The sequence below is a fragment of the Picosynechococcus sp. PCC 11901 genome, assembly GCF_005577135.1.
Lineage (GTDB): Bacteria > Cyanobacteriota > Cyanobacteriia > Cyanobacteriales > MRBY01 > MRBY01.
Genome location: NZ_CP040360.1, coordinates 817,448 through 838,968 on the forward strand (window position 1 = coordinate 817,448; position 21,521 = coordinate 838,968).

Here is a 21,521-nt window from a genome sequence, read left to right on the forward strand (position 1 = left end):
TCGTCATATGAATACTTTTTTCAGTCAGAGTGTCTGGCTTGTTCCCTGCTATCCTTTGCTGGGAATGGGTCTATCGGCGCTATGGATGCCGAGCATCACCCGAAAAACAGGGCCACGGCCTGCGGGCTACGTCAATATGTTGCTTACTTTTATGGCCCTAGTCCATAGTTGTCTTGCCTTCATCGAGCGATGGGAACAGCCCGCCCTAAAACCATCATTAACTTGGCTCCAGGCGGCGGACTTGACTCTCAGCATTGACCTCGATATTTCCAGCATTACTATCGGGGCGCTGATTCTGATCGCCGGGATTAATTTACTCGCCCAACTCTATGCTGTGGCCTACTTAGAAATGGATTGGGGCTGGGCGAGATTTTTCGCGACCATGAGCTTATTTGAAGCGGGGATGTGTGCCTTGGTGCTCTGTAATTCCCTTTTCTTTAGCTATGTGGTGCTCGAAATTTTGACCCTCGGTACTTATCTGTTAATTGGCTATTGGTTTAACCAGTCCCTGGTGGTCACGGGGGCGCGGGATGCGTTTCTAACAAAACGGGTCGGCGATCTGTTCTTGCTGATGGGTGTAGTGGCTCTGTTGCCCCTTGCTGGTACTTGGAATTTTGATGGTCTGGCTGAATGGGCGGCAACGGCAGAACTCGATCCGACTTTGGCAACGCTGCTTTGCTTGGCCTTAATTGCGGGGCCGTTGGGGAAATGCGCCCAGTTTCCTTTACACCTCTGGCTTGATGAGGCGATGGAAAGTCCTGTCCCGGCAACGGTGGTGCGGAATAGTCTCGTGGTTGGTACTGGAGCCTGGGTGCTGATTAAGTTGCAGCCGATTTTTGCCCTCTCGGATTTTGCTTCTACCTTTATGATTGCGATTGGGGCAACGACGGCCTTGGGGGCAGCCATGGTGGCGATCGCCCAGATTGATATCAAACGTTCTTTGTCCTATTCCGTCAGTGCCTATATGGGCATGGTCTTCATGGCGGTGGGTTCCCAACAGGATCAAACGACATTGGTCTTGCTGCTCACCTATGGCGTGGCGATGGCGATTCTCGTGATGGCGATCGGTGGCGTTGTTTTAGTCAATATCAGCCAAGATTTAACCCAATATGGTGGCCTCTGGTCGCGGCGGCCGATTACAGGGATTTGCTACCTTGTCGGTGCGGCTTCCCTCGTTGCCCTACCGCCGTTTGGTGGGTTCTGGAGCCTGGCCCAACTGACAACAAATTTTTGGAAAACAAGTCCGATTCTGGCCGTGATTTTGATTACGGTCAATGCCTTGACTTCCTTTAGCATCATGCGAGAATTTGGCCTAATTTTTGGCGGTAAGCCGAAGCAGATGACCGTGCGATCGCCAGAAGGATTATGGGCCTTAGTCTTGCCGATGGTGATTCTTGCGGGTTTCGCCCTCCACAGTCCTTTTATTCTGGCGAAGCTGAATTTTCTACCGGATTGGCACCAGTTGAATCTGCCCCTAGCTGCAGTTTTGATTATTTCGACCATGGTCGGTGGCGGTACCGCGATGTATCTCTATCTCAATGAAAAAATCAGTAAACCGATCCATATTTTTTCAGATCCGGTGCGGGAATTTTTCGCCAAGGATTTGTACACAGCGGAATTGTATAAAAACACAGTTATTTTTGCCGTTGCCTTGATTTCCAAAATCATTGACTGGTTAGACCGCTATTTTGTCGATGGGGTGATCAACTTTCTCGGTTTAGCAACCCTTTTCGGTGGCCAAAGTTTGAAATATAACAACTCTGGGCAAAGCCAATCCTATGCCCTCTCGATTGTGGCCGGTATTCTCCTCTTTATTGCCGCTTTATCGTATCCCTTGCTGAAGCATTGGCAATTTTAAAGGGGGATGCGTTAACGATTTTCGCTGAAATATTTATGACCTTCTCCGAAAGATTATGCTGAGTTTCTTACTGTTTTTACCGCTTATCGGCATTGGGGCGATCGCCCTTTTCCCCAGGCCCCTGACCCGGATTGTGGCAACGGTGTTTACGGTTGTTACCCTGGCGATCAGTAGTGGCTTATTGATTAACCTCAACCTCCAAGATGCTGGTATGCAATATACCGAATTCCATAATTGGTTAAGCATCCTGGGCCTCAACTACAACCTCGGTGTGGATGGTTTATCTTTGCCGCTGATTGTCCTAAATAGTTTGCTGACATTGGTCGCGATCTATAGCATTGGTGAAAGTAACCACCGTCCAAAGCTTTATTACTCCCTCATTTTGTTGATTAATAGTGGAATTACAGGGGCTTTGATTGCTAATAACCTGTTGCTCTTTTTCCTTTTCTATGAAATTGAGTTGATTCCTTTTTATTTGATGATTGCCATCTGGGGTGGTGAGAAGAGGGGCTATGCTTCAACTAAATTTTTAATTTACACCGCTATTTCTGGCTTATTTGTTTTGGCGGCATTTTTGGGGATTGTGTGGCTCAGTCAATCGAGCAATTTTGACTTTGAGAACTTAACCTTAGAAAATCTTGAATTTAACACCAAGGTAATCCTGCTCACGATTTTGTTGATTGGCTTTGGGATCAAAATTCCCCTCGTCCCGTTACACACTTGGTTGCCCGATGCCTATGTGGAGGCAAATCCAGCGGTAACAGTTCTGTTGGGTGGTGTTTTCGCGAAATTGGGCACCTATGGCTTGGTACGCTTTGGTTTACAACTGTTCCCGGATGTATGGTCTACGGTTTCCCCGGCCCTCGCGGTCATTGGTACCGTGAGCGTGATGTATGGTTCCCTGGCGGCGATCGCCCAACGGGATCTCAAGCGGATGGTCGCCTACAGTTCCATCGGTCACATGGGTTATATCCTAGTTTCGACCGCAGCAGGCACGGAGTTAAGCTTGCTCGGTGCCGTGGCGCAGATGATTAGCCACAGTTTAATTCTGGCGCTGTTGTTCCACCTCGTCGGCATTATCGAACGCAAAGTTGGCACGCGGGATTTGGATGTATTGAATGGTTTGATGAACCCGGTGCGGGGGTTGCCCCTCACCAGTAGCCTGCTAATTTTGGCAGGGATGGCCAGTGCCGGGATTCCTGGTTTGGTGGGTTTCGTCGCAGAATTTCTCGTGTTCCAAGGTAGCTTTAGCCGCTTCCCGATTCCGACGCTGTTTTGCATCATCGCTTCTGGTTTAACGGCGGTTTACTTCGTGATTTTGCTCAACCGTACCTGTTTCGGTCGCCTCGACAGTCACACCGCCTACTACCCCAAAGTTTTTGCCAGTGAAAAAATTCCGGCGATCGCCTTGACGGTCATTATCCTTTTCCTTGGTTTACAACCCGCCTGGCTCACCCGCTGGATCGAACCGACCACCAGCCAATTTATTGCCGCCATTCCCACGGTTCAGACCATTGCCTTGACTCCCGCTGAATTGTCGAAAGCACCCTAGTCAATCAGACGTTCTCGCTTGACCGATTCGCCCAGCATTTTCCTCAGGAACAAAGCACTATGATCACCACGAAAATTCCCCCTTCAACCCATCCCCACGCCGATGTCATTCACCGCCTCGAAGCCGGGGGTTCGATGTTGCCCGACACCCCCGAAAACCTGATGCAGATTATCGGCATCTACAAAGCCTATGCCGTGCCGATGGATTTCTACTGGCGAGATCTGTTGTACATTGCGGAACAAGTTTTCTTAGAGCCTTTTCGCTTCTTTAAATACTTCATTTCCGACGAATATCTAGAACGGCAAAATCACTATGCCGGCGATCAAGCTGATCTTCGCATTTGGCGCGGCACAGGGTCAGCCCACCCGGAACTTCTAGAGTTTATGAAAAAAGGGGAAACCTTTAAATCCTCTAAACTCTTCCATCACTTGTTCCACGACCGGATCAACATGGAATTCGCCGAAGCTTGTATGCGGGCAATGCTATGGCATGGGCGGGACATGGGCCTTGGTAAATTTGATGCCTACCTCGATTCCGACGAATACAAAGCCAACGCCGACCGCGCGATCAAAGCTTACTTCAAGAAAAACCCGGTCATGTTGGGACTGTACAAACTCTTTCCTGATATGTTCCTGGAGCAGGTGCGCGAACTCTCCTATTACGCCAACTTGGGGCTTTTCTGGGAAGTGATGGCGCCCGTCTTCTTTGAAATGTCGGATATCTACGATGAAGGTGGGTTTAAGGGTGTCCCCGATGCGATGAATTTTTTGGTGAATGGCATTTTTGCGATCGCCGGTCGCCCCATTTACCACCACGTCTATATCGATGGGGAATGTTTTGAAATTATCCCCAAATCCAAGGGTTTTACTTGGCTCTATGAGGCTGCCTTACCCTACGTTGAAGCCGTGTTTTACCGCACCGCACCTTTCCGGGGGACAAAATCCTACAACGCCCAGGCCCACGAAGTGCCCGACGCGCAAAAAGATTTCCACTATGGCATTTTGTACGCCGATGTTTTCCCTGTGGGTACTGCCGGAATTCCGCCGACATTGTTGATGGATGATATGTATCATTTCCTCCCCCAATATCTCAAGGATTACTACAAGGAACATTGCCGGGGCGAAGATGATGAGCTGATCCAATTGGGCATCACCTTCCAGCGGTCGATGTACAACGTCACCTCTGCGGTGATTCAAGCCCTACGGACAGCCTTGCTTTATCCTTTGGATGATCCCAATCCGAAACATTTACAGAAAAACCGTGAATTTTTTGAAGCCCAAATGGATCGTTTTCTCCGGCCAGAAGCCCGCTTACGGGACATTCAAAACGCAGAATATCGTTAATCTATTTTGAATTTTTTTATTTATTCAATCGGAGCTTAAACAATGCCAAGTATTGTAGATATTGCGGTTAATAATGAAGGTTTTTCGACCCTGGTGGCCGCCGTGCAAGCCGCAGGTTTAGTGGAAACTTTAGCCGGAGAAGGGGATTTTACCGTCTTTGCGCCCAACGATGACGCTTTCGCCAAATTGCCCCCCGGCACAGTGCAAACCCTCGTACAAAATCCGCCTCAGTTAGCACGCATTCTCACTTATCACGTCGCGGCGGGGCGGTTAAATAAGGATGATTTAATCAAACTTGGAGAAGTGACTTCCATCGAAGGTTCCCCCATTCCTATTAATGGTGAAGATGATTTTGAGGTCAAAAATGCAACGGTTTTAGCGGCTGATATCGAAGCTGACAATGGCATTATTCATGTGATTGACAATGTTATTTTGATGGGCTAATTTTTCTAGAATCAAAAAACAAAAAGGCTTCTATCTATAACGGATTAAGAAGCCTCTTTTTTTGGACTATTTAAGCTAATTTTAGGGAGTAGTGATCGCGGCGAGTTTTTCTTCGTATTCCTGCAGATCTAATGCCCCGGAGAAGGTTTCAAATTTCCCAGTTTCCGTCGATGCCAAAATAAAGAAAGGCGTACCGTTTAGACCCAACTGTTGAGCCAGTTCAAGATCCTGTTGAATCGCCGGTTGGGCATTTTGGCGATCGCCTTCAAACTTTTCTAGATCCAGACCTAGATTTGTCGCAATTTCTTGGTAAAGTTCTTCCCCAAGACGGTCTTGATTTTCAAAAAGCTGATCATGGTATTCCCAGAATTTCCCCTGTTGTTGGGCGGCCCAAGATGCCTCTGCTGCCGGGATTGCTTGGGGGTGAATTTGAGCCAAAGGCAAGTGCTTATAGACAAGAGTAACAGTGTCACTGTTTTGAGCCATAAACGTTTGCAAAGTGCTATGGGCGCGGGCACAGAACGGACATTCAAAGTCAGAAAATTCGATCAAGACCACGTTTAGATCCTCAGCACCCAGGGTGGGGCTATCGCCAATGACCGTCTGTGGTTCCGTCAAGACCTGCTGTTGAAAATCCTCAGCCGCCTTTTGTTGTTCTTCCTGTTGGGCCTGTTGTTGGGAGAGTTGGTATTTTTGTACCGCATCAATCAACACTTGGGGATTGTCCCGAATCACCTGGAGAATTTGCGCTTCCAGTTCCGGATCGACATTGACATCCGCCTGGGCTGTCTCTTGATCGCCATTACAGCCCCAGAGACCAAACCCAAGACAAAGGGCAGAAAAAAGGACAAGCATTTTTCGGGAAAAACCTTGCCCCATAGATAACGAAAGAATCATTAGATCTTCAATAAAAATTGCGCTTCTAGTCTATCTAAAAGAGAACCTGTTTTAGGGCAGCCAACAGAAGCGTCGCATTTTCCTTGCGGGCGTTATAACCCATCAGGCCAACACGCCAAACCTTACCCGCCAGATCCCCTAAGCCCCCAGCAATTTCGATGTTGTACTCTTTCATCAACTGGGCAGCCACGGCAGCACCATCGACCCCATCGGGAATGCGGACTGTCGTGAGGGTCGGCAGACGGATTTCACGATCTACGTGGCACTGTAACCCCATCTCTTCGAGGCCCGCCCAGAGGAGATCTGCTGCCTCCTGGTGCCGTTGCCAACGGGCTTCTAATCCTTCCTCGGCGACGAGCATCAAGGCTTCCCGCAGGGCATAGTTCATATTAACCGGGGCGGTGTGGTGATAGACCCGTTTCCCAGTACCCCAATATTTACTGACCATTGACATATCCAAATACCAGTTTTTCACTGGCGTCTTGCGATTATTTAGCACATCCAGGGCGCGGGGGCTGAGGGTCAGGGGGCCAAGGCCAGGGGGACAAGCGAGGGCTTTTTGGGTGCCGCTATAGGCGAGGTCAACGCCCCATTCATCGAGGAAGAGGGGCACACCGCTCAAGCTGGTCACAGTATCGATTAGGAGCATCGTGCCGTGCTTTTCACAAACTTCCTTGACGCCTTCGAGGGGTTGTCTGGCTCCCGTAGAAGTTTCGGCGTGGACGAGAGCCAGGATTTTCGGCTCGTGTTGGGCAACGGCGGCGGTAATTTCTTCGAGGGTGAAAGCCTTACCCCAAGCAGTGGAAAAAGTATGCACCTCGGCATCGTAACGGCTGGCCATATCCACGAGGCGGTGACCGAAGTAACCATTGATGCCAATCAAGACTTTATCACCGGGTTCGACCATGTTGGCGAGGGTGGCTTCCATGGCGGCGCTGCCAGTACCACTGACAGAAATCGTGAAGGGGTTTGCGGTCTGCCAGGTGTAGCGGAGGAGATCCTTGACGTCCTCCATAATTTCAAGATACTTCGGATCGAGGTGGCCGATGGGAGGCATAGCGAGGGCGGCTAAAACCCTGGGGTGGGCATTGGATGGGCCAGGGCCGAGGAGGAGCCGGGGCGGTAAATCCAGTTGTTTAACGGGCTTACGGTAAGTATTTTGGACGGTGGGGCGATCGCTCATGGATAGTTAAGCTCTAAGGACTGTATTTAATCAGATTTTTATCGGGTTCAATTTTCCCATATTGTCGGGGCCATCAAGCGAGGGAAGTCTGATGTTTAAAGAATTTAAACTTTAAAAATATTTAATTGTTCCGATACCCTTTGGGGATCTTCTGGAGTGGTGGTCGTGATTTTCTTGGGGATACCTTTGCGTAGGCCGACGGCAATTTTACTGTGCTTTTCAATTTGGGTCATGACTTGTTTTGCCCGTTGAATGACGCTCTTGGGTAAACCGGCTAAACGACCAGCTTCAATCCCGTAGGAACGGTCAGCACCACCGGGGCGAACTTGGTGCAAAAAGATGATTTCTTCGGGCATTTCTTGAACTGTGACTTGATAATTGGCGACATTTTCTAATAATGAAGCCAACTCATTTAACTCATGATAATGAGTCGCAAAAATCGTTTTTGCTTTGATTTCTGTGGCGAGGTATTCTGATACCGACCAGGCGATGGAAAGGCCATCAAAAGTTGCGGTTCCCCGGCCAATTTCGTCGATTAAAACCAAAGATTTTTCCGTGGCATGGTTGAGGATATTGGCGGTTTCATTCATCTCCACCATAAACGTCGATTGACCCGTAGCCAGATCATCGACGGCACCGACCCTAGTAAAAATGCGATCGCAAATGGGAATTACAGCGCTTTGGGCGGGGACAAAACTGCCCACCTGGGCCATCAGTTGAATCAAGCCCGTTTGCCGGAGATAACAACTTTTGCCGCTGGCATTGGGGCCAGTGAGGATAATCAAATCAGGATAGGAATTCTGAGTGCGACCGAGGTAAGTGGAGTTGGGCACAAAGAGGCCCATACCCAGGGACTTTTCGACGACGGGGTGACGGCCAGCTTCAATTTCTAGGGTTTTTTCAGTGGTAATCTCCGGACGGCAATACCCTTGGTACACAGCGGTTTCCGCGAAGCTCGTCAATACATCCAGGGCGGCGATCGCCTTGGCGGTGGTGCGAATTTGGTCGGTATGTTCAGCGACCTTGGCGCGGAGGGTGGCAAAAATTTCGTATTCCAGGCTGCAAATGTCGTCCTTAGCAGTGAGGATTCGGCTTTCTCGCTCCTTTAACTCCGGGGTGATGTAGCGTTCTTCGTTAGCGAGGGTCTGTTTGCGTAGATATTCGTCGGGAGCCTTGTCCGCCTGGGAGCGGGGCAAACTAATGTAATAGCCGAAGGTCTTGTTATAGCCGACTTTGAGCTTACTGACCCCCGTCCGTTCCCGTTCGGTAACTTCTAAATTCGCCAGCCATTCCCGGTCTTCCACTTGGGAGCGACGCAGAAAATCGAGGTTTTCATCGACCCCATCCCGGATCAAACCTCCTTCTTTGATGTGAATCGGCGGCGAATCCACCAGGTATTGCAAAACGTGCTGTCCCAGGGCTTCTAATTCCGGCGGAAAATCTTTCACTGCCTGGAGATAAGGCGATCGCCCCTCAGCGGCCAGTTCTGCGAGGTAGGTTAATTTCGTTAAAGATTCCGCTAAAGCATATAAATCGCGGGCATTCGCACTACCAGAGCCAATTCTCCCAGCAATCCGCTCTAAATCGTAAATTTGCTTCAGTAATTGCCGGATATCTTGGCGGAGATTTGTATGTTCCACCAGTTCCGTTACAGAATCCAAACGCTTGGCGATCGCCTTTGGATCTAATAAAGGTTGCAACAACCAACGGCGGAGGGCGCGGCCCCCCATATTTGTACAGGTTACATCCAGCGCCCAGAGTAGGGAGCCGTAAAAACTGCTATCCCGCACCGTCTGGGTAATTTCCAGGTTGCGCCTCGTCTGGTGATCCAGTTGCAAAAAGGCATCGATGCTGTAGGTTTTGAGGCTTTCAAAGGGCACCTTGTAGGCCTGCTGGGTTTCCTCCACATAGGCCAAGAGTCCCCCCGCCGCCCGCACTGCCAGGGGTAAATGTTCGCAGCCGACCCCCTCTAGGGAACGCCACTGGAAAGTCATCAAAAGCTTGGGTTTTGCCTCATTGAGGTCAAATTCCCTAGGCGATCGCAGCGCATAACAAAAGTCCGACGGCAGACAAGCGGGCAGATGGTTTTGTAATAATGTTTGGCGATCGCTGGGACGCATCAAACGATTTAAATCCGGGGCATCGCTAGGATAGAGCACCTCCGAAGGCTGCAAACGCAGGAGTTCCAAGTTCAATGCTGCCAAATCCTGGGCCTGGGTGGTACAAAATTCCCCCGTAGAAATGTCGGCATAGGCCAACCCCCAATGGTTGCCGGCGATCACCACCGCCGCAAGATAATTATTTTGCCGCGCCCGCAACATCCCATCATCGGTGAGGGTGCCTGGGGTCAAAACCTTTTGCACTTCCCGCCGCACCATTCGTTTTTCGGCGTGGGCGGTGGCGGCATCTTCTACCTGGTCACAAATGACGACTCCATAGCCTTTTTCTAAAAGCTGGGTGCTGTAACGTTCGAGGGCATGGTGGGGCACCCCTGTCATCGGTACACGACCAATGCCTTTGCCGGATTCTTTGCTGGTGCAGACCAACTCCAATTCGCGAGAAACGGTGATCGCATCCATGAAAAAACACTCGAAAAAGTCGCCGACCCGGTAGAGCAAGATATTGTTGGGATACTTATCCTTAAGGTCTGCGTAGTGCTGCATCATCGGTGTGAGGAGTTCCCGATCGAGCTGGCGATAATCTGCGTTGGGAATGTCTTCGGCGCTGGGGTTACGGTTGGCAGCAGGCATGAAACTTGGCTTCAGTCACGGACAAGTATTCTATCTTAGCGGCGATCGCCTTTTTCCTTAGGAGTCTCCTGGGAGATTGCCCCAAAAACCTGGGTAATAAAGTTTAAGCCAGATATCCGGCTAATTTTTCTTCGAGTTTAGCCACGGCCATGCGGGGCGGAAAACGGGGCAATTCTTTTTCCTGACCATTTTCGAGCAGACACAAAACCGGAATTTCGTACTGGTAGCGCGTAAACCACTGGGGATTTGTCGTAATGTCGCGCATTTCGAGTTGGAATTCTACCTGGGTCACCTGGGCCAATTTTTCGGCGAGGCCCTCACAGAGATGACAACCGGGTTTTGTGTAAAAAATAATTTGCTTCACAGTACGATCGGTAACAAAAACGTTTAAGAAAAGTAAAGATCCGATGAGAAATGTAGAGAATTTAGGGGGGGATTACATTATTGTTCCTGGCTATCCTTGATAATTTTTTTAGTATTTCAGCTTATTGACAAACTGAATTGATCTTACATCTAAGGAAATTGTGGCCTTGTTTCCGTGGGAAATCAGGTGGCAAAGCTAAAGCGAGAAGTATGGAATGTCAGCAAATGAACCCTTTATTAGAAACCATTGATCATGTATTTTCTTCAGGTACTTTAACCAAGCAGGATGCAAGGGTGATCAATCAATGGCTCTGGAAAACTCCCATGAGTGATGCTCTGTATCAAGCGTTAGACCGGTTGTTGCAAGGCATCGAAGCGGGTTATATCGCCGTACGTGGTACCTAAGAAACTAAAACAGTACGATTACATCAATTACAAAACCGTCGTGTCGAGGCGATCGCCACCCAAGCAAACGGGCAAAAAGAGAGAGCCCGGGTCAAGCAGCGATCTAAACGTCGTTTTTTAGAAGTTAGGCCGGGTAAATTCGCGACTGACAAAGCCGATTTCTAGCAGTTGTTGGTAGGCCTTTTCGCCGAGGTCGCTGGTGGGACTTTGGGAGCGAATTACCTGGATCAGGAGGGGCACTGCCAATTCGGGTTTTTCTTGGACACGGTGGACGAGGGCCAAACGGTAGGTGGCGGTGTCGCGCATTTCCCCAGCGGCGATCGCCGAACGTCGCTCTGTATCATAAACAGAATTGTCTAAACCTTGGAAACTGTTGGCCAGATCTAGGTGAAAGTTAGAAAGCTGATTATAAACTTGACGCGCTTCCTGGAGTTTAGAGACGGCAACCTCGTAATCTTTGGCAGAAATGGCGGCGATCGCCTCATCCATTACCTGGGAAGCCCCGGACATACTGAGAATGCTGCTCTGGAGGGGGCGGAGTTCGCTGCTACTCCCTTGGACAGCCTCAGGCTGCGCCGAAACGGATGGCATCATGGCCAAGGAACACCCCATTGCCAAACTAGCGAGTGGAATCAAACGGTCGATAAAATTCATAATGTTCGTCAAGTCTTGTTTTGACACAATAACAGTACTGATTATGTTGTACATCTTGATCCCACAGTGGGAACAGACAAGGAGAGCTTAGGCCTATGGCACGCCCAGGGGGGACACCACAGCAACAAGGTCTTATTTTACAACGGGGACATACGGAACTTTTACTTCATCAGTTAGAGGATCGCCTCCTGGTGGCATTTCGCAGTTCTGATGTGGATCTTCTCGATATTGTTCCAGGATTAATGTATCGTCCCTTACCATCGGGGCAGCCAGATATTTTATTCGAAGAAATTCTTGTACCGCCAGAGGATTTCACCACCTCCTTGAGGGCCGCGCGCCAACATCCCGATATTCTCTTTGCTTACCCGGTTTATCAGCTAGCAGACTCGGCTGAGGGGTTTGTCTATCTGACCCAGCAAATCACCCTCCAATTCGCCCCGGAGGTTTCCCCAGCAGCCCAAAAAGCGATTGGCGATCGCCACCACCTTAAAAAAATTCGTCCGCTTCTGGGGGCCGATCAAACGTTTATTTATGAACTAACGGCGCAAACTGACTGCGATCCTCTCCGGTTAACCCAGATCCTCCAGCAAGATCCGGCGATCGCCCTCGCCGAACCCAATGTTTTACTTCCCCTTGCGGTGCGGCAAATGTCCTTGGCGACAAATCCCCAAAGCCGCCACTGGTACCTAGACGCCATTCAAATCCCCCAAGCTTGGCAAATGACCAAAGGCGATCGCCAGACGACCATTGCCGTGTTGGCCCCTGACCTCGATTTAGAAAATTCTGCCGAGCCAACCGCTGAAACAAGCGAAACTCCCTATGGTGCCATTCCAGAAATTCGGCCCACGACCTGGGGTAATACCATTGCTCAGTTGGTGATCGATGTTGCCCCAGAATGCACCCTATTGCTCCTGCAACTGCCCCAGCACTTAGATGATGCACTCCTCGAAAAAGTCCTGGATGCGGCGATCGCCCAGGGGGCCGCAGTGATTCTTTTGGCTTGGCAACTGGCGACGATCAACGGGCCTCTCTCCCTGCGGCAAAGTTTAGCTCTCCACCGGGCAGCTACCCAGGGAAACCGGGGTCAAGGTTGTCTGTTGATAACGGGGGCCGGAGATGCCAATCGCCCCCTCGCCGGAATCATTTACGAACGTCACTGGCCGAATCAACTTTTTCAGGGGCCGACCGCTTGGCTCGACGGGAAAGGTAATCATCCGGCAGTTGTGACCGTTAGTGGTTGTACTGAGGCGAATAAAAAAGCCAGCCATAGCAACTGGGGAGAGGCGGTCAGCCTTTGTGGGCCAACAAATCCAGGCACACCAACCCTTTGGCTACCAGAACAAGGGATGGTCGCAGTCCCACCGGAAATTAGTGATGACCTGGGGGCCGAGATAGATCCGGTTGAAGCTTTAAATCAGCAGGGTAGCACCTTAGAAGCCGCTGCTTTGGTGGCGGGAGTCACGGCATTGGTCTGGTCAGTGAATCCGAAGCTGACGGGGTGGGCCGTGCGGGAGATTTTACAAACCACAGCCGAAAAAATTGTCGATTTAACTGGCGATCGCCAATTGCAGTTAATCTTGGGCACCTATGACGCCCAGGGCCATTCCCAATGGTTTGGTTACGGTCGTGTGAATGCCTTGGCAGCAGTTGTCTTAGCCCAGGGCAATCAGCCGGACTGACAGAACAACAAGCGTTAACCATTTTGGCCATCGATTCATTTAAAAGCCAACAATGGGACTTGAACCCACGACCTACGCATTACGAATGCGTTGCTCTACCGACTGAGCTATGTTGGCGCTTTTGCGAGAATTTATTGTACTACATTTTTCTGCGGCGCTTGGGGAAAATTTTTTCGGTTATTGGTGCATGAGTTGGGCCAGCTTTTGCTTGAGGCGTTTGGCTTCGGCGGGATTTTGGGTCTCATGGAGGGCGATCGCCTGCTTAAAGAATTTCTGGCTTTCGGCGATTTGGCCAATGCGGAACAGGAGCGCGGCTAAATTTTGGTGCGCCCAGGGATTGAGGGGGTTTGATTTCAAGGATTTTTCGTAGGCGTCAATGGCTTCGCCCACCCGACCCAGAGTTTTGTAGGCCAAACCGAGATTGTAATAGCCAGGGGCAAAAGTGGGATCAATTTTGAGGGTGATCTGATGTTGGGCGATCGCCGCATCGGGTTTGCCGAGGGTCTGTAAAAGCGCGCCGAGGTTGTGGTAAGCTCCAATTTTTAGCTTGTCTTGGAGGGGTTGCTCCCCGGCGAGTTGATAATGCTTGATCGCTTTTTCGGGTTCGTGGTTTTGGCGGAAAGCATTACCCAGGTGGTAATGCAACTCATAGCGGAGGTTGGCGCTTTCGTTCGCGCTGTATTTCAAACCCTGCTTGAGAATCTTGAGGGCCTGTTTGGGTAACCCTTCACCCAAGTAAATGCCCCCCAACTTACTGCACACATAGGGGTCATTGGGATGGCCTTCGTAATAGGTCTCCATCGCCAATTTGGCCCGGGTGCTCTTTTCTAATTTGGCGATCGCCGTCCGTTGATAGCCCGTATGGAAAATGGCCACCTGGGGTAACTCTGTAATCTGCCATTGGGGTTCTGTGGCCAACAAAGTTTGTACGCTGTCATCGATCATCGCGTGGTAGGGCCGCGAAAATTCTAGGGAGGGGTGACGACGAAATAACCGTGACACCAGGGAATAGGGAGATTGACTCGCGCCAATTTCATAGCGGAGCAAATTGACAACCAAAGTATCCGGCTTGGCGATCGCCGCTTCGATGGCCGGAATTACTTTCGGGTTTAAGGTTTCATCAGCATCCAAAACCAAGACCCATTCTTTCGTCACCAGCTTAAGGGCTTCGTTCCGGGCCGCCGCAAAATCTTGATTCCAGTCGAAATGGCCCACCGTCGCGCCAAATCCCTTGGCGATCGCCACCGTTTCATCCGTTGACCCCGTATCGAGAATCGCGATTTCCCCCACGAGATCTTGCACACTCTTGAGACAATCCCCCAGGGCATCCGCTTCATTCTTGACGATCATGCACAAACTTAAGCGATCTTTTATGGCGGCCACTGGTTTACATCCCAAACTCAATACAACATTCAGGCAAATTGTACCGGAAAGTGCTTCACTCTCTTTTCCAATCGCTAGACAAAAAAATAAGGGAGTTACCTCCCCTTGGCGAATCTTGAAATCATTCAGCAAAAGCTAGTTGGTATATCAACTGCTCAGCACTACGCCTGTAAAATCTTTAAGCTAAGAGATTCACCGTAATGGCCGCACCAATCAATAGAACTCCCACAGCTAAGGCAATTACCCCTAGCATCGTGTAATCCAGTCGTCTCTGCGCCGAGGACTTTTCCTCTTCATAAACCTCAGGCGTTACCGCGTAGTTATTGACTAAACCCTGCTCACTGACTGTATAACCAGCCGTTGTATCAACGCTCTTATCTGTTTCTTGTTTCGGGTCTGGGGTGAATTCGCCTTCCCGCGCTTTCCTTGCTGCGACTTCTGCCGGCACAAGCTCTTCACCACTACTAATATCTTCAGGTTTTAGGTTTTCAGGAACAGAAATATTTTGGGTATCCTTATCCATAAAATGAAATGCCTCGCTTTCTTGCAATAAAGATTAAAATTGACGATTTTCCAAAGCTTTGAAGCTTATTTCAATTTTAATCGACACTTTCATTATAACAATTCAATGACAGGCCATCATCTATCGAACGTAAGAGATTAGTGCCAATCAATAATATTTATTATTCTGCTTTTTTCTCTTTTAAGAAGAGTTACCTTGGTTTTTTTAAATAATTCTTAGGCTTGATTTAAATGACTCAAATAACTGACTTTCACTAACCTTAATCCGGTAGTTACCGTCGTGGAATCAAGCTACAAACAAACTTTCGTCGATCATTTGCCAAGTCGAGGTTGTGGAGGCAATCAAACTTTTGTACCGGAATTTTTTTGCCATTAATGCGTAATACAGCGCGATACTCCCAATAATACTTTGCACTGCGCTTCAGAGATACCAAACAAATTTGTTGTTCCCCATAAACACGGCATAACTCACCGTAGGCTGGTGCTGCCCACCAACAAAGCCCGATTAGAATAACGAAATAAATAACGCGCCCCATACTGCCCTAAACAAAAAAAAGCCGAATACCAACTATAGTATCCAGCCCTCGGAGATTGACAATGAAAATTGAAGAGGTTAGTGCAAAGACTTAGAGGAGACCGAAGAAGTGGAGTACCCCTTGACCTGTTGCTACTTCGAGAATGATCGCTGCGATGAAACCGATCATTGCCATGCGGCCGTTGAGGTTTTCAGCAGAAGCGGTGAAACCAAATTTCTTGTCGTCCATGATGGGTACCTATGTGAAGAAAATAAAATTGCTTGCTGGTATCAGCTTAACAAACTGTTACATTGATCCGCCACAACTCTGGGGCCATGATTGTTTGATTTAAGTTTTGAAATTTATAAGCAAAAATTATATTTCGACCTAGATAACCGTGAAGCAGGAGAGCCAAACAGACAAAAAAGTAGCCGTAGGCTTAAAGCTACGGCCTTTGCAGTCAAGGGACAATCATGTTTGGTGGTTAATAGCCAGATTCTTCTTCGTATTCGTATTCTTTCTTTTTCTCCGGAATGTTAACCGCCGGAGGTTGGTAGGGAGTTTCGTCAAGGGTGTCGTCGTCCCAAACGTCACCGGCGACGTCTTGGGGATAGCTAGGGGCTGGTTCTTCGTACTCATAGGCTGTGTCGTCGCCCCAGTTGCTACTTTCGTCGTAGTCGTCATAGCTCATGGCGCGGGCCTGCTGGCGTTGGGGTGGGGGTGGGGCGATCGCCTCTTCTTCCCATTCATCTTCCCAGGTATTAATCGGTTGGCGCGTTTCCACAGGACGGGAAATTGGCTGCTGGAGGGGCACCCCCGTACCCAGTTGATTTTCCGGGCGGGCAGTGGGCGCGTAGTAGATATCTTCCTGTTCCCGTTCCCAGGGAGGACGACCAATGCCTAGGCGTTCGAGGAAACCCACACTAATTTGACTGAGGCGCTCTTCGGCCCCTTCAAAAACAATGAGTCGGTTAGGGCCGCTGCTCACGACTTCTTCAATGGGCAGTTCGTAGGTGCTGATCACCTGTTCTGGAATTTGGGGCAAGCCAATGGAAGCGATAATGATCGAAGAGACGGTGCCGCTTTCGAGGTCAAACTGAAAATCACGTACCCGGCCTAGGGGTTCGCCCGCTTCCGTAATCACTTCACTGTTGATCAGAGGACTATAGGCTTCGACATCCACATCAGCCAGCACATCCTCATCTTCAACGAGAATGACATCTCCGGTTTTGGTGATCGCCTCTAGATACATATATTTGGGCATTCCAGAGACCGAGAAAATACTATCCCGTAGCCCTAGGGAAACGACTTCGCGACGGTCAATGTCCACTAATACATCCTTGACAACCCCTAGGCGCGTCCCTCGGTTGCGGGTAATCACCTGGGTGTTAATGAATTCGTTGCGTAGGCGGATAGAATCAATGCTCATATTGTCTAAATTAATGGCGATGCGTTAGTGGAAACAGGAAAAATCAGCTTAAAGGTAACGGGGACATGTGAAGGTTCAGGGGAAACAGCACCGGAAAGTTCCGTACAATAGCAAAAGCAAAATGTTGAGAGAATTGATCTCGACTGTGCACCGTAGCCTAGGGGCAATTATTCAGCAGACTCTATCATTTCGGGGTAATCTTGACAACTTTTCCATTGCGTGGGTGGTTTTATTTTAGCGAATTGCGCCGGAAATTTGAGATGATCATTTTTTTCCAGCAAGGGATTTCGTTATAATTGACTGCCGATATTGCCGGCTGTCTCTGTACTTTTTGCGTATTTGCCACAACTCCCAAAGATCTATGGTGGAATTAACCGATTTAAAGCGTTCCCTCGAAACTGTCCAAGCGCACCTGGGGAAAACCCAGGACTATCTTTGACCTAAAAACCTTAGACGCAAAGATTTTTGACCTCGAACAACAGGCGGCCCAGCCAGAATTTTGGGAGGATCAACAAGGGGCCCAGGACATTCTCCAGGAGCTAACGGAGCTAAAGGGCACCGTGGCTCAGTATCAACAGTGGCAGGGTCAGTTTGAAGATGCGGCGGCGATCGCCGAATTATTGACCGAAGCAGAAGACCCGGCCCTCCTCACGGAAGCGATGGAAAACCTTGATGGTCTCCAGAAGGAACTAAACCGCTGGGAACTGCAACAGATGCTCTCCGGGGAATATGACAACCTCGGTGCTGTGCTGACGATTAATGCCGGGGCTGGGGGCACCGATGCCCAGGACTGGGCGGAAATGCTGTTGCGGATGTACACCCGCTGGAGCGAAAAACAAGGCTATAAAGTGCGGCTGGCAGAAATTTCCGAAGGGGACGAAGCGGGCTTAAAATCAGCCACCCTCGAAGTGAGCGGGCGTTACGCTTTCGGGTATCTGAAGCATGAAAAGGGCACCCATCGTTTGGTGCGAATCTCCCCCTTTAATGCCAATGGCAAACGCCAAACCAGTTTTGCTGGGGTGGAAGTGATGCCCATTTTGGGAGACGATGCCGTTAAAGTCGATATTCCCGAAAAAGATTTAGAAATCACCACCTCCCGTGCAGGCGGCAAGGGGGGGCAAAACGTCAATAAAGTTGAAACGGCGGTACGAATTGTCCATTTACCTACGGGGGTGGCCGTGCGCTGTACCCAAGAGCGATCGCAATTACAAAACAAAGAAAAAGCCCTGGCGATCCTCAAGGCGAAGTTATTAATCATTGCCCAGGAACAACGGGCCCAGGAAATCGCCGAAATTCGGGGAGATATGGTGGAGGCCGCCTGGGGAAATCAGATCCGGAACTATGTTTTTCACCCTTATCAAATGGTCAAGGATCTGCGCACCAACCACGAAACGACCGATGTGGATGGGGTCATGGATGGCGACCTCGATGCTTTTATTGAAGCTTCCCTGCGCCAGGACACCTGGGTCGGCGACTAGCACCGGGGAATGGGGAACGGTGAGCTAAAATGCAAGGTGGCAAAATTTCGTGGCTTCTTCAGTTTTGGATATTTTTCGCCTCAAACGCTTCGATCAAGTCGTCCTCGCTGCTCTTTTTAGCCTTACGTTAGCGGTGGCACTGCTGTGGGGATTTGGCGATCGCACCCTCACCCAAGTGCAGGCCTTTAGTTGGGAGGGGCAACAAATTGGGGTAACGGACGAGCAATTTCAACTGTCCTTTAACCAGGCCCTCGATCCAGCTATCGTCACGGAAAATTTCACCATTGAACCACCCCTGGCAGGCCGTTGGAGTTGGGTCGGCAAAACATTTTTCTATAGCCTTGATGAACGCCCCATCTACGGCCAGGATTATCAATTTAAACTAGCTGCTCCTACCCCAGAAGCGGCAGAGAAGCCCAATATCGTGCCTTTCTTGAGTCGGGTAAAAAGTCGAGACCGAGCCTTTGCTTACATTGGCACCGACGGCACTGACCGGGGCCGCTTGATTTTGTATAACCTGACTCGCCAGGAAAAAAGCGTCCTCACCCCAGCCGACCTCATCGTTCTTAATCTCGATGTGTATCCTGAAGGCGATCGCCTATTATTCTCTGCCATTCCCCGTGGATCGGCCCAGGCTGAGATTGGCGACCAACAACTTTATACCGTGAGCACAGGCTTAAATTTCCAAGGCTCTACCGCCACCCCCCCACCTGCCGGGCGCATTCAGTCTGTCTTAACAGCCACAGACTATCGCAATGGGGCCTTTCAACTTGCGGACAATGGAGAACGGATCATTATTCAGCGCACAAATCGAGAGAATCCCCGCGATCGCAGTTTGTGGGTCATTGAAGGCCAAGCCGAGCCCCGCGCCCTAGGGATTCCCGCCGATGACTTTCTCCTCGCCCCCAATGCCGAAGTTGTTGCCATTTCCCAACAAAATAAACTCTCCCTCGTTCCCCTAAATCGTAATGGTGGTGCCGTCCAAGCCAAGGAAGAATTTACGAAGCTCCTCGCCTTTTCCCCCGACCAAACCCAACAAATCGCCCTCCAGCAGGCCAATGGCGTTTACTCTCTCCACCGCATCGACGCCCAGGGAGAAGCCACAGAAATTTTACGCACCCTCACGCCGATTATTGATTGTCGCTTTGAACCCCGCGCGGCGGAACTTTTGTATTGCCTCAAGCTGGATCGAAATGAAACCTCAGGCCAAGTGCTTGAGGAACCTTTTCTCAGTGCCTTGAATCTCAAAACAGGGGAAGAAACTGCCCTCCTCGCTTTACCGAATTACCGGGATGTGGGTCTGAGCATTGCCGCCGATGGGGTTGCCCTCCTCTTTGATCAAGTGGTCACGACTCCACCAACGCCCACCAGCGATCTGTTTACTTCTACGGGCCTGGCGGTGGAAGGGGGCCGACTCTGGCTATTGGCGCTCCCGGAGTTGGGGACAGATACAGAAATTCAGCCTGTTCCACCGGAATCTCTGCTGCCGGGCTATCAACCCCAGTGGATTCCTTAACGATTTTTTTTGCTGCACTTTCCTTTTTTAATGGGAGCAATCAGCCCCCGTAGATCCTATGACCGTTTTGAAAACCATGACCCGCATTGATCGTCTTGCCCTCCTGTTGATTGTGATCTTTAGTCTGATGATCGGCATCGGTGTCGGTGGTGAGCAACTGTGTGGCGTGGATTGTCCGATTAATACCGGGCCGAGGGTGCGGGAATTTTCTTGGCAGGAACAACGCATTGGTGGGGATGATACGGCCTTTATTTTGACCTTCGACCGACCGATGGATGCGGTGGGGGTTGAGGATAATTTAGTTATTGACCCACCGCTCCCTGGCAAGACCAGTTGGGCGGGTAAACGTTTGGCCTATACGTTGCTGGCACCGGCTCCCTATGGCCAGGATTATCAATTAACCTTACGGGGGGCGCGGGAAAAATTTGCGGCTTCGGGAAATCTAGGCAAGACGATGCAGCCATTTTCCAGTAGTTTTCGCACCCGCGATCGCGCCCTGGCCTATGTGGGCACCGATGAGACACAGCAGGAAAAGGGACGGTTAATTTTATACAACTGGACAAAGGACGAGAAACGCATTTTAACGCCGCCGAATTTGGTGGTGCTGGACTTTCAGGTGTATCCAGAGGGGAAAGCAATTTTGTTTAGTGCGGTGGATCGGACGCGCCCAGCAGAAGGGATTCAGGATAGTCAACTTTATCGGGTAAGCACAGGCCTTGGGGAAGACGACACTTCTTCAGATTTAGAACTGGTTTTAGATAATCGTACCTACCAAAATTTGCAGTTTCAACTCGCAGCGGATGGAGAGGCGATCGCCGTGCAACGGGTCAAGCGGGATGATCCGGCGGACTTTGGGCTGTGGCTCGTGATGCCTGGGGAAGAACCGCAACCGTTGGGCTTGTCGGGGGGAGATTTTGCGATCGCCCCGGACGGGAAAACCATTGCCCTACCCCAGGGGAAAGGGATTGGCATTTTTTCCCTAGAAGATATCCAAGAAGAACCCCTCGACTTTTTGCCCCGCTTCGGTCAGGTGGTGACCTTTTCGCCCGATGGGACAACGGCGGTATTGGTGGATTTCAACAGTGATAATCCGGAGTTACGCTATCGGCGATCGCTTTATTTGGTCAACAGCCGCAACCAGGAGCAAAAATTACTGGATACGGACGGCTCGGTGCTAGATTGCGACTTTAACCCCACGGAAACCCAGCTTTATTGTTTACTGACAGAATTGATCCCTGGGGACGAATACCGGGAGCAACCCTATTTTGCCCAGATTGATCTCGAAACCCAGACGGTCTATCGCCTCGCCCAGTTGACCCAATACCAAGATATTGCCCTCAGCATGGCTCCCGATGGTCTGGGGTTGCTCTTCAGCCAAGTGGTGACGGACATTACCGACGTGGAAGAGCCTTTTTTCCGGACGGCATCCGGGGAGGCGATCGCCGGGGGGCAACTCTGGCTCATTGTTCCTGGTGAAACCCCCGACCAAACTCAGTTGGAGGCCCTACCCTTTGCGGGAGTTTATCCCCGTTGGTTGCCCTAGAATCAGC

General features: G+C 50.2%; 18 protein-coding genes and 1 tRNA gene. 9 read left to right on the forward strand and 10 right to left on the reverse strand.

The features are described 5' to 3' along the window. The first annotated feature begins 7 nt into the window (after positions 1-7). The 4 genes from FEK30_RS04905 to FEK30_RS04920 are packed head-to-tail and all read left to right on the forward strand — an operon-like array spanning position 8 to position 5,197. Positions 8-1,858, forward strand: coding sequence for an NAD(P)H-quinone oxidoreductase subunit F (locus tag FEK30_RS04905; protein ID WP_012305810.1), 1,851 nt, complete (start codon positions 8-10; stop codon positions 1,856-1,858). Positions 1,859-1,913: 55 nt separating this feature from the next. Next, the gene (locus FEK30_RS04910) at positions 1,914-3,410 is read left to right on the forward strand and encodes an NADH-quinone oxidoreductase subunit M (protein ID WP_138072120.1); all 1,497 of its coding nucleotides are present in this window, start codon (positions 1,914-1,916) and stop codon (positions 3,408-3,410) included. A 59-nt stretch (positions 3,411-3,469) separates the two neighbouring features. Further along, entirely contained in the window at positions 3,470-4,753 is a 1,284-nt protein-coding gene (locus FEK30_RS04915; protein ID WP_012305812.1) for a CO2 hydration protein, read from the forward strand. 42 nt (positions 4,754-4,795) lie between these two features. Continuing rightward, complete coding sequence (locus FEK30_RS04920; protein ID WP_138072122.1) at positions 4,796-5,197, forward strand: fasciclin domain-containing protein; 402 nt, start codon at positions 4,796-4,798, stop codon at positions 5,195-5,197. An 81-nt stretch (positions 5,198-5,278) separates the two neighbouring features. Here FEK30_RS04920 and FEK30_RS04925 read toward each other — a convergent pair whose 3' ends face one another. The 4 genes from FEK30_RS04925 to FEK30_RS04940 form a co-directional block, all read right to left on the reverse strand. Then, the gene (locus tag FEK30_RS04925) at positions 5,279-6,052 is read right to left on the reverse strand and encodes a DsbA family protein (RefSeq protein ID WP_255447962.1); all 774 of its coding nucleotides are present in this window, start codon (positions 6,050-6,052) and stop codon (positions 5,279-5,281) included. A gap of 76 nt (positions 6,053-6,128) precedes the next feature. Then, the gene (locus FEK30_RS04930; RefSeq protein WP_138072124.1) at positions 6,129-7,277 is read right to left on the reverse strand and encodes a pyridoxal-phosphate-dependent aminotransferase family protein; all 1,149 of its coding nucleotides are present in this window, start codon (positions 7,275-7,277) and stop codon (positions 6,129-6,131) included. Positions 7,278-7,381: 104 nt separating this feature from the next. Then, positions 7,382-10,027, reverse strand: coding sequence for a DNA mismatch repair protein MutS (gene mutS, locus FEK30_RS04935; RefSeq protein ID WP_138072126.1), 2,646 nt, complete (start codon positions 10,025-10,027; stop codon positions 7,382-7,384). A 103-nt stretch (positions 10,028-10,130) separates the two neighbouring features. After that, positions 10,131-10,391, reverse strand: coding sequence for a glutaredoxin family protein (locus tag FEK30_RS04940; protein ID WP_012305817.1), 261 nt, complete (start codon positions 10,389-10,391; stop codon positions 10,131-10,133). Positions 10,392-10,600: 209 nt separating this feature from the next. On the opposite strand from FEK30_RS04940, the gene FEK30_RS04945 reads away from it, so the two are divergent. Next, complete coding sequence (locus FEK30_RS04945; RefSeq protein ID WP_138072128.1) at positions 10,601-10,795, forward strand: hypothetical protein; 195 nt, start codon at positions 10,601-10,603, stop codon at positions 10,793-10,795. A 117-nt stretch (positions 10,796-10,912) separates the two neighbouring features. Here the strand turns inward: FEK30_RS04945 and FEK30_RS04950 are convergent, their stop codons facing one another. Then, complete coding sequence (locus FEK30_RS04950; RefSeq protein ID WP_012305818.1) at positions 10,913-11,449, reverse strand: tetratricopeptide repeat protein; 537 nt, start codon at positions 11,447-11,449, stop codon at positions 10,913-10,915. A gap of 95 nt (positions 11,450-11,544) precedes the next feature. Here FEK30_RS04950 and FEK30_RS04955 point away from each other — a divergent pair, with 95 nt between their 5' ends. Continuing rightward, positions 11,545-13,128: a S8 family serine peptidase gene (locus tag FEK30_RS04955; protein ID WP_138072130.1), complete on the forward strand. Its 1,584-nt coding sequence runs from the start codon at positions 11,545-11,547 to the stop codon at positions 13,126-13,128. A 44-nt stretch (positions 13,129-13,172) separates the two neighbouring features. On the opposite strand, the gene FEK30_RS04960 is transcribed toward FEK30_RS04955, so the two are convergent. From FEK30_RS04960 to FEK30_RS04980, 5 genes are all read right to left on the reverse strand, one after another. After that, a tRNA-Thr gene (locus FEK30_RS04960) sits at positions 13,173-13,245 on the reverse strand. A gap of 60 nt (positions 13,246-13,305) precedes the next feature. Continuing rightward, entirely contained in the window at positions 13,306-14,478 is a 1,173-nt protein-coding gene (locus FEK30_RS04965) for a glycosyltransferase (RefSeq protein ID WP_339374153.1), read from the reverse strand. 211 nt (positions 14,479-14,689) lie between these two features. Next, positions 14,690-15,034, reverse strand: a complete 345-nt coding sequence (locus FEK30_RS04970; protein WP_012305821.1) for a hypothetical protein — start codon at positions 15,032-15,034, stop codon at positions 14,690-14,692. Positions 15,035-15,659: 625 nt separating this feature from the next. Then, positions 15,660-15,797: a chlorophyll a/b-binding protein gene (locus tag FEK30_RS04975; protein ID WP_012305823.1), complete on the reverse strand. Its 138-nt coding sequence runs from the start codon at positions 15,795-15,797 to the stop codon at positions 15,660-15,662. A 235-nt stretch (positions 15,798-16,032) separates the two neighbouring features. Further along, positions 16,033-16,977: a PRC-barrel domain-containing protein gene (locus tag FEK30_RS04980; protein WP_012305824.1), complete on the reverse strand. Its 945-nt coding sequence runs from the start codon at positions 16,975-16,977 to the stop codon at positions 16,033-16,035. A 364-nt stretch (positions 16,978-17,341) separates the two neighbouring features. Here FEK30_RS04980 and prfB point away from each other — a divergent pair. From prfB to FEK30_RS04995, 3 genes are all read left to right on the forward strand, one after another. Then, a protein-coding gene (gene prfB, locus FEK30_RS04985; protein ID WP_138073747.1) for a peptide chain release factor 2 occupies positions 17,342-18,455 on the forward strand; the annotation gives its coding sequence in 2 pieces (ribosomal slippage) (positions 17,342-17,413 and positions 17,415-18,455; 1,113 coding nt in all). A gap of 49 nt (positions 18,456-18,504) precedes the next feature. Continuing rightward, entirely contained in the window at positions 18,505-19,971 is a 1,467-nt protein-coding gene (locus FEK30_RS04990) for a hypothetical protein (protein ID WP_138072132.1), read from the forward strand. A gap of 58 nt (positions 19,972-20,029) precedes the next feature. Then, positions 20,030-21,514, forward strand: coding sequence for an Ig-like domain-containing domain (locus FEK30_RS04995; RefSeq protein ID WP_030007903.1), 1,485 nt, complete (start codon positions 20,030-20,032; stop codon positions 21,512-21,514). Positions 21,515-21,521: the final 7 nt, after the last annotated feature.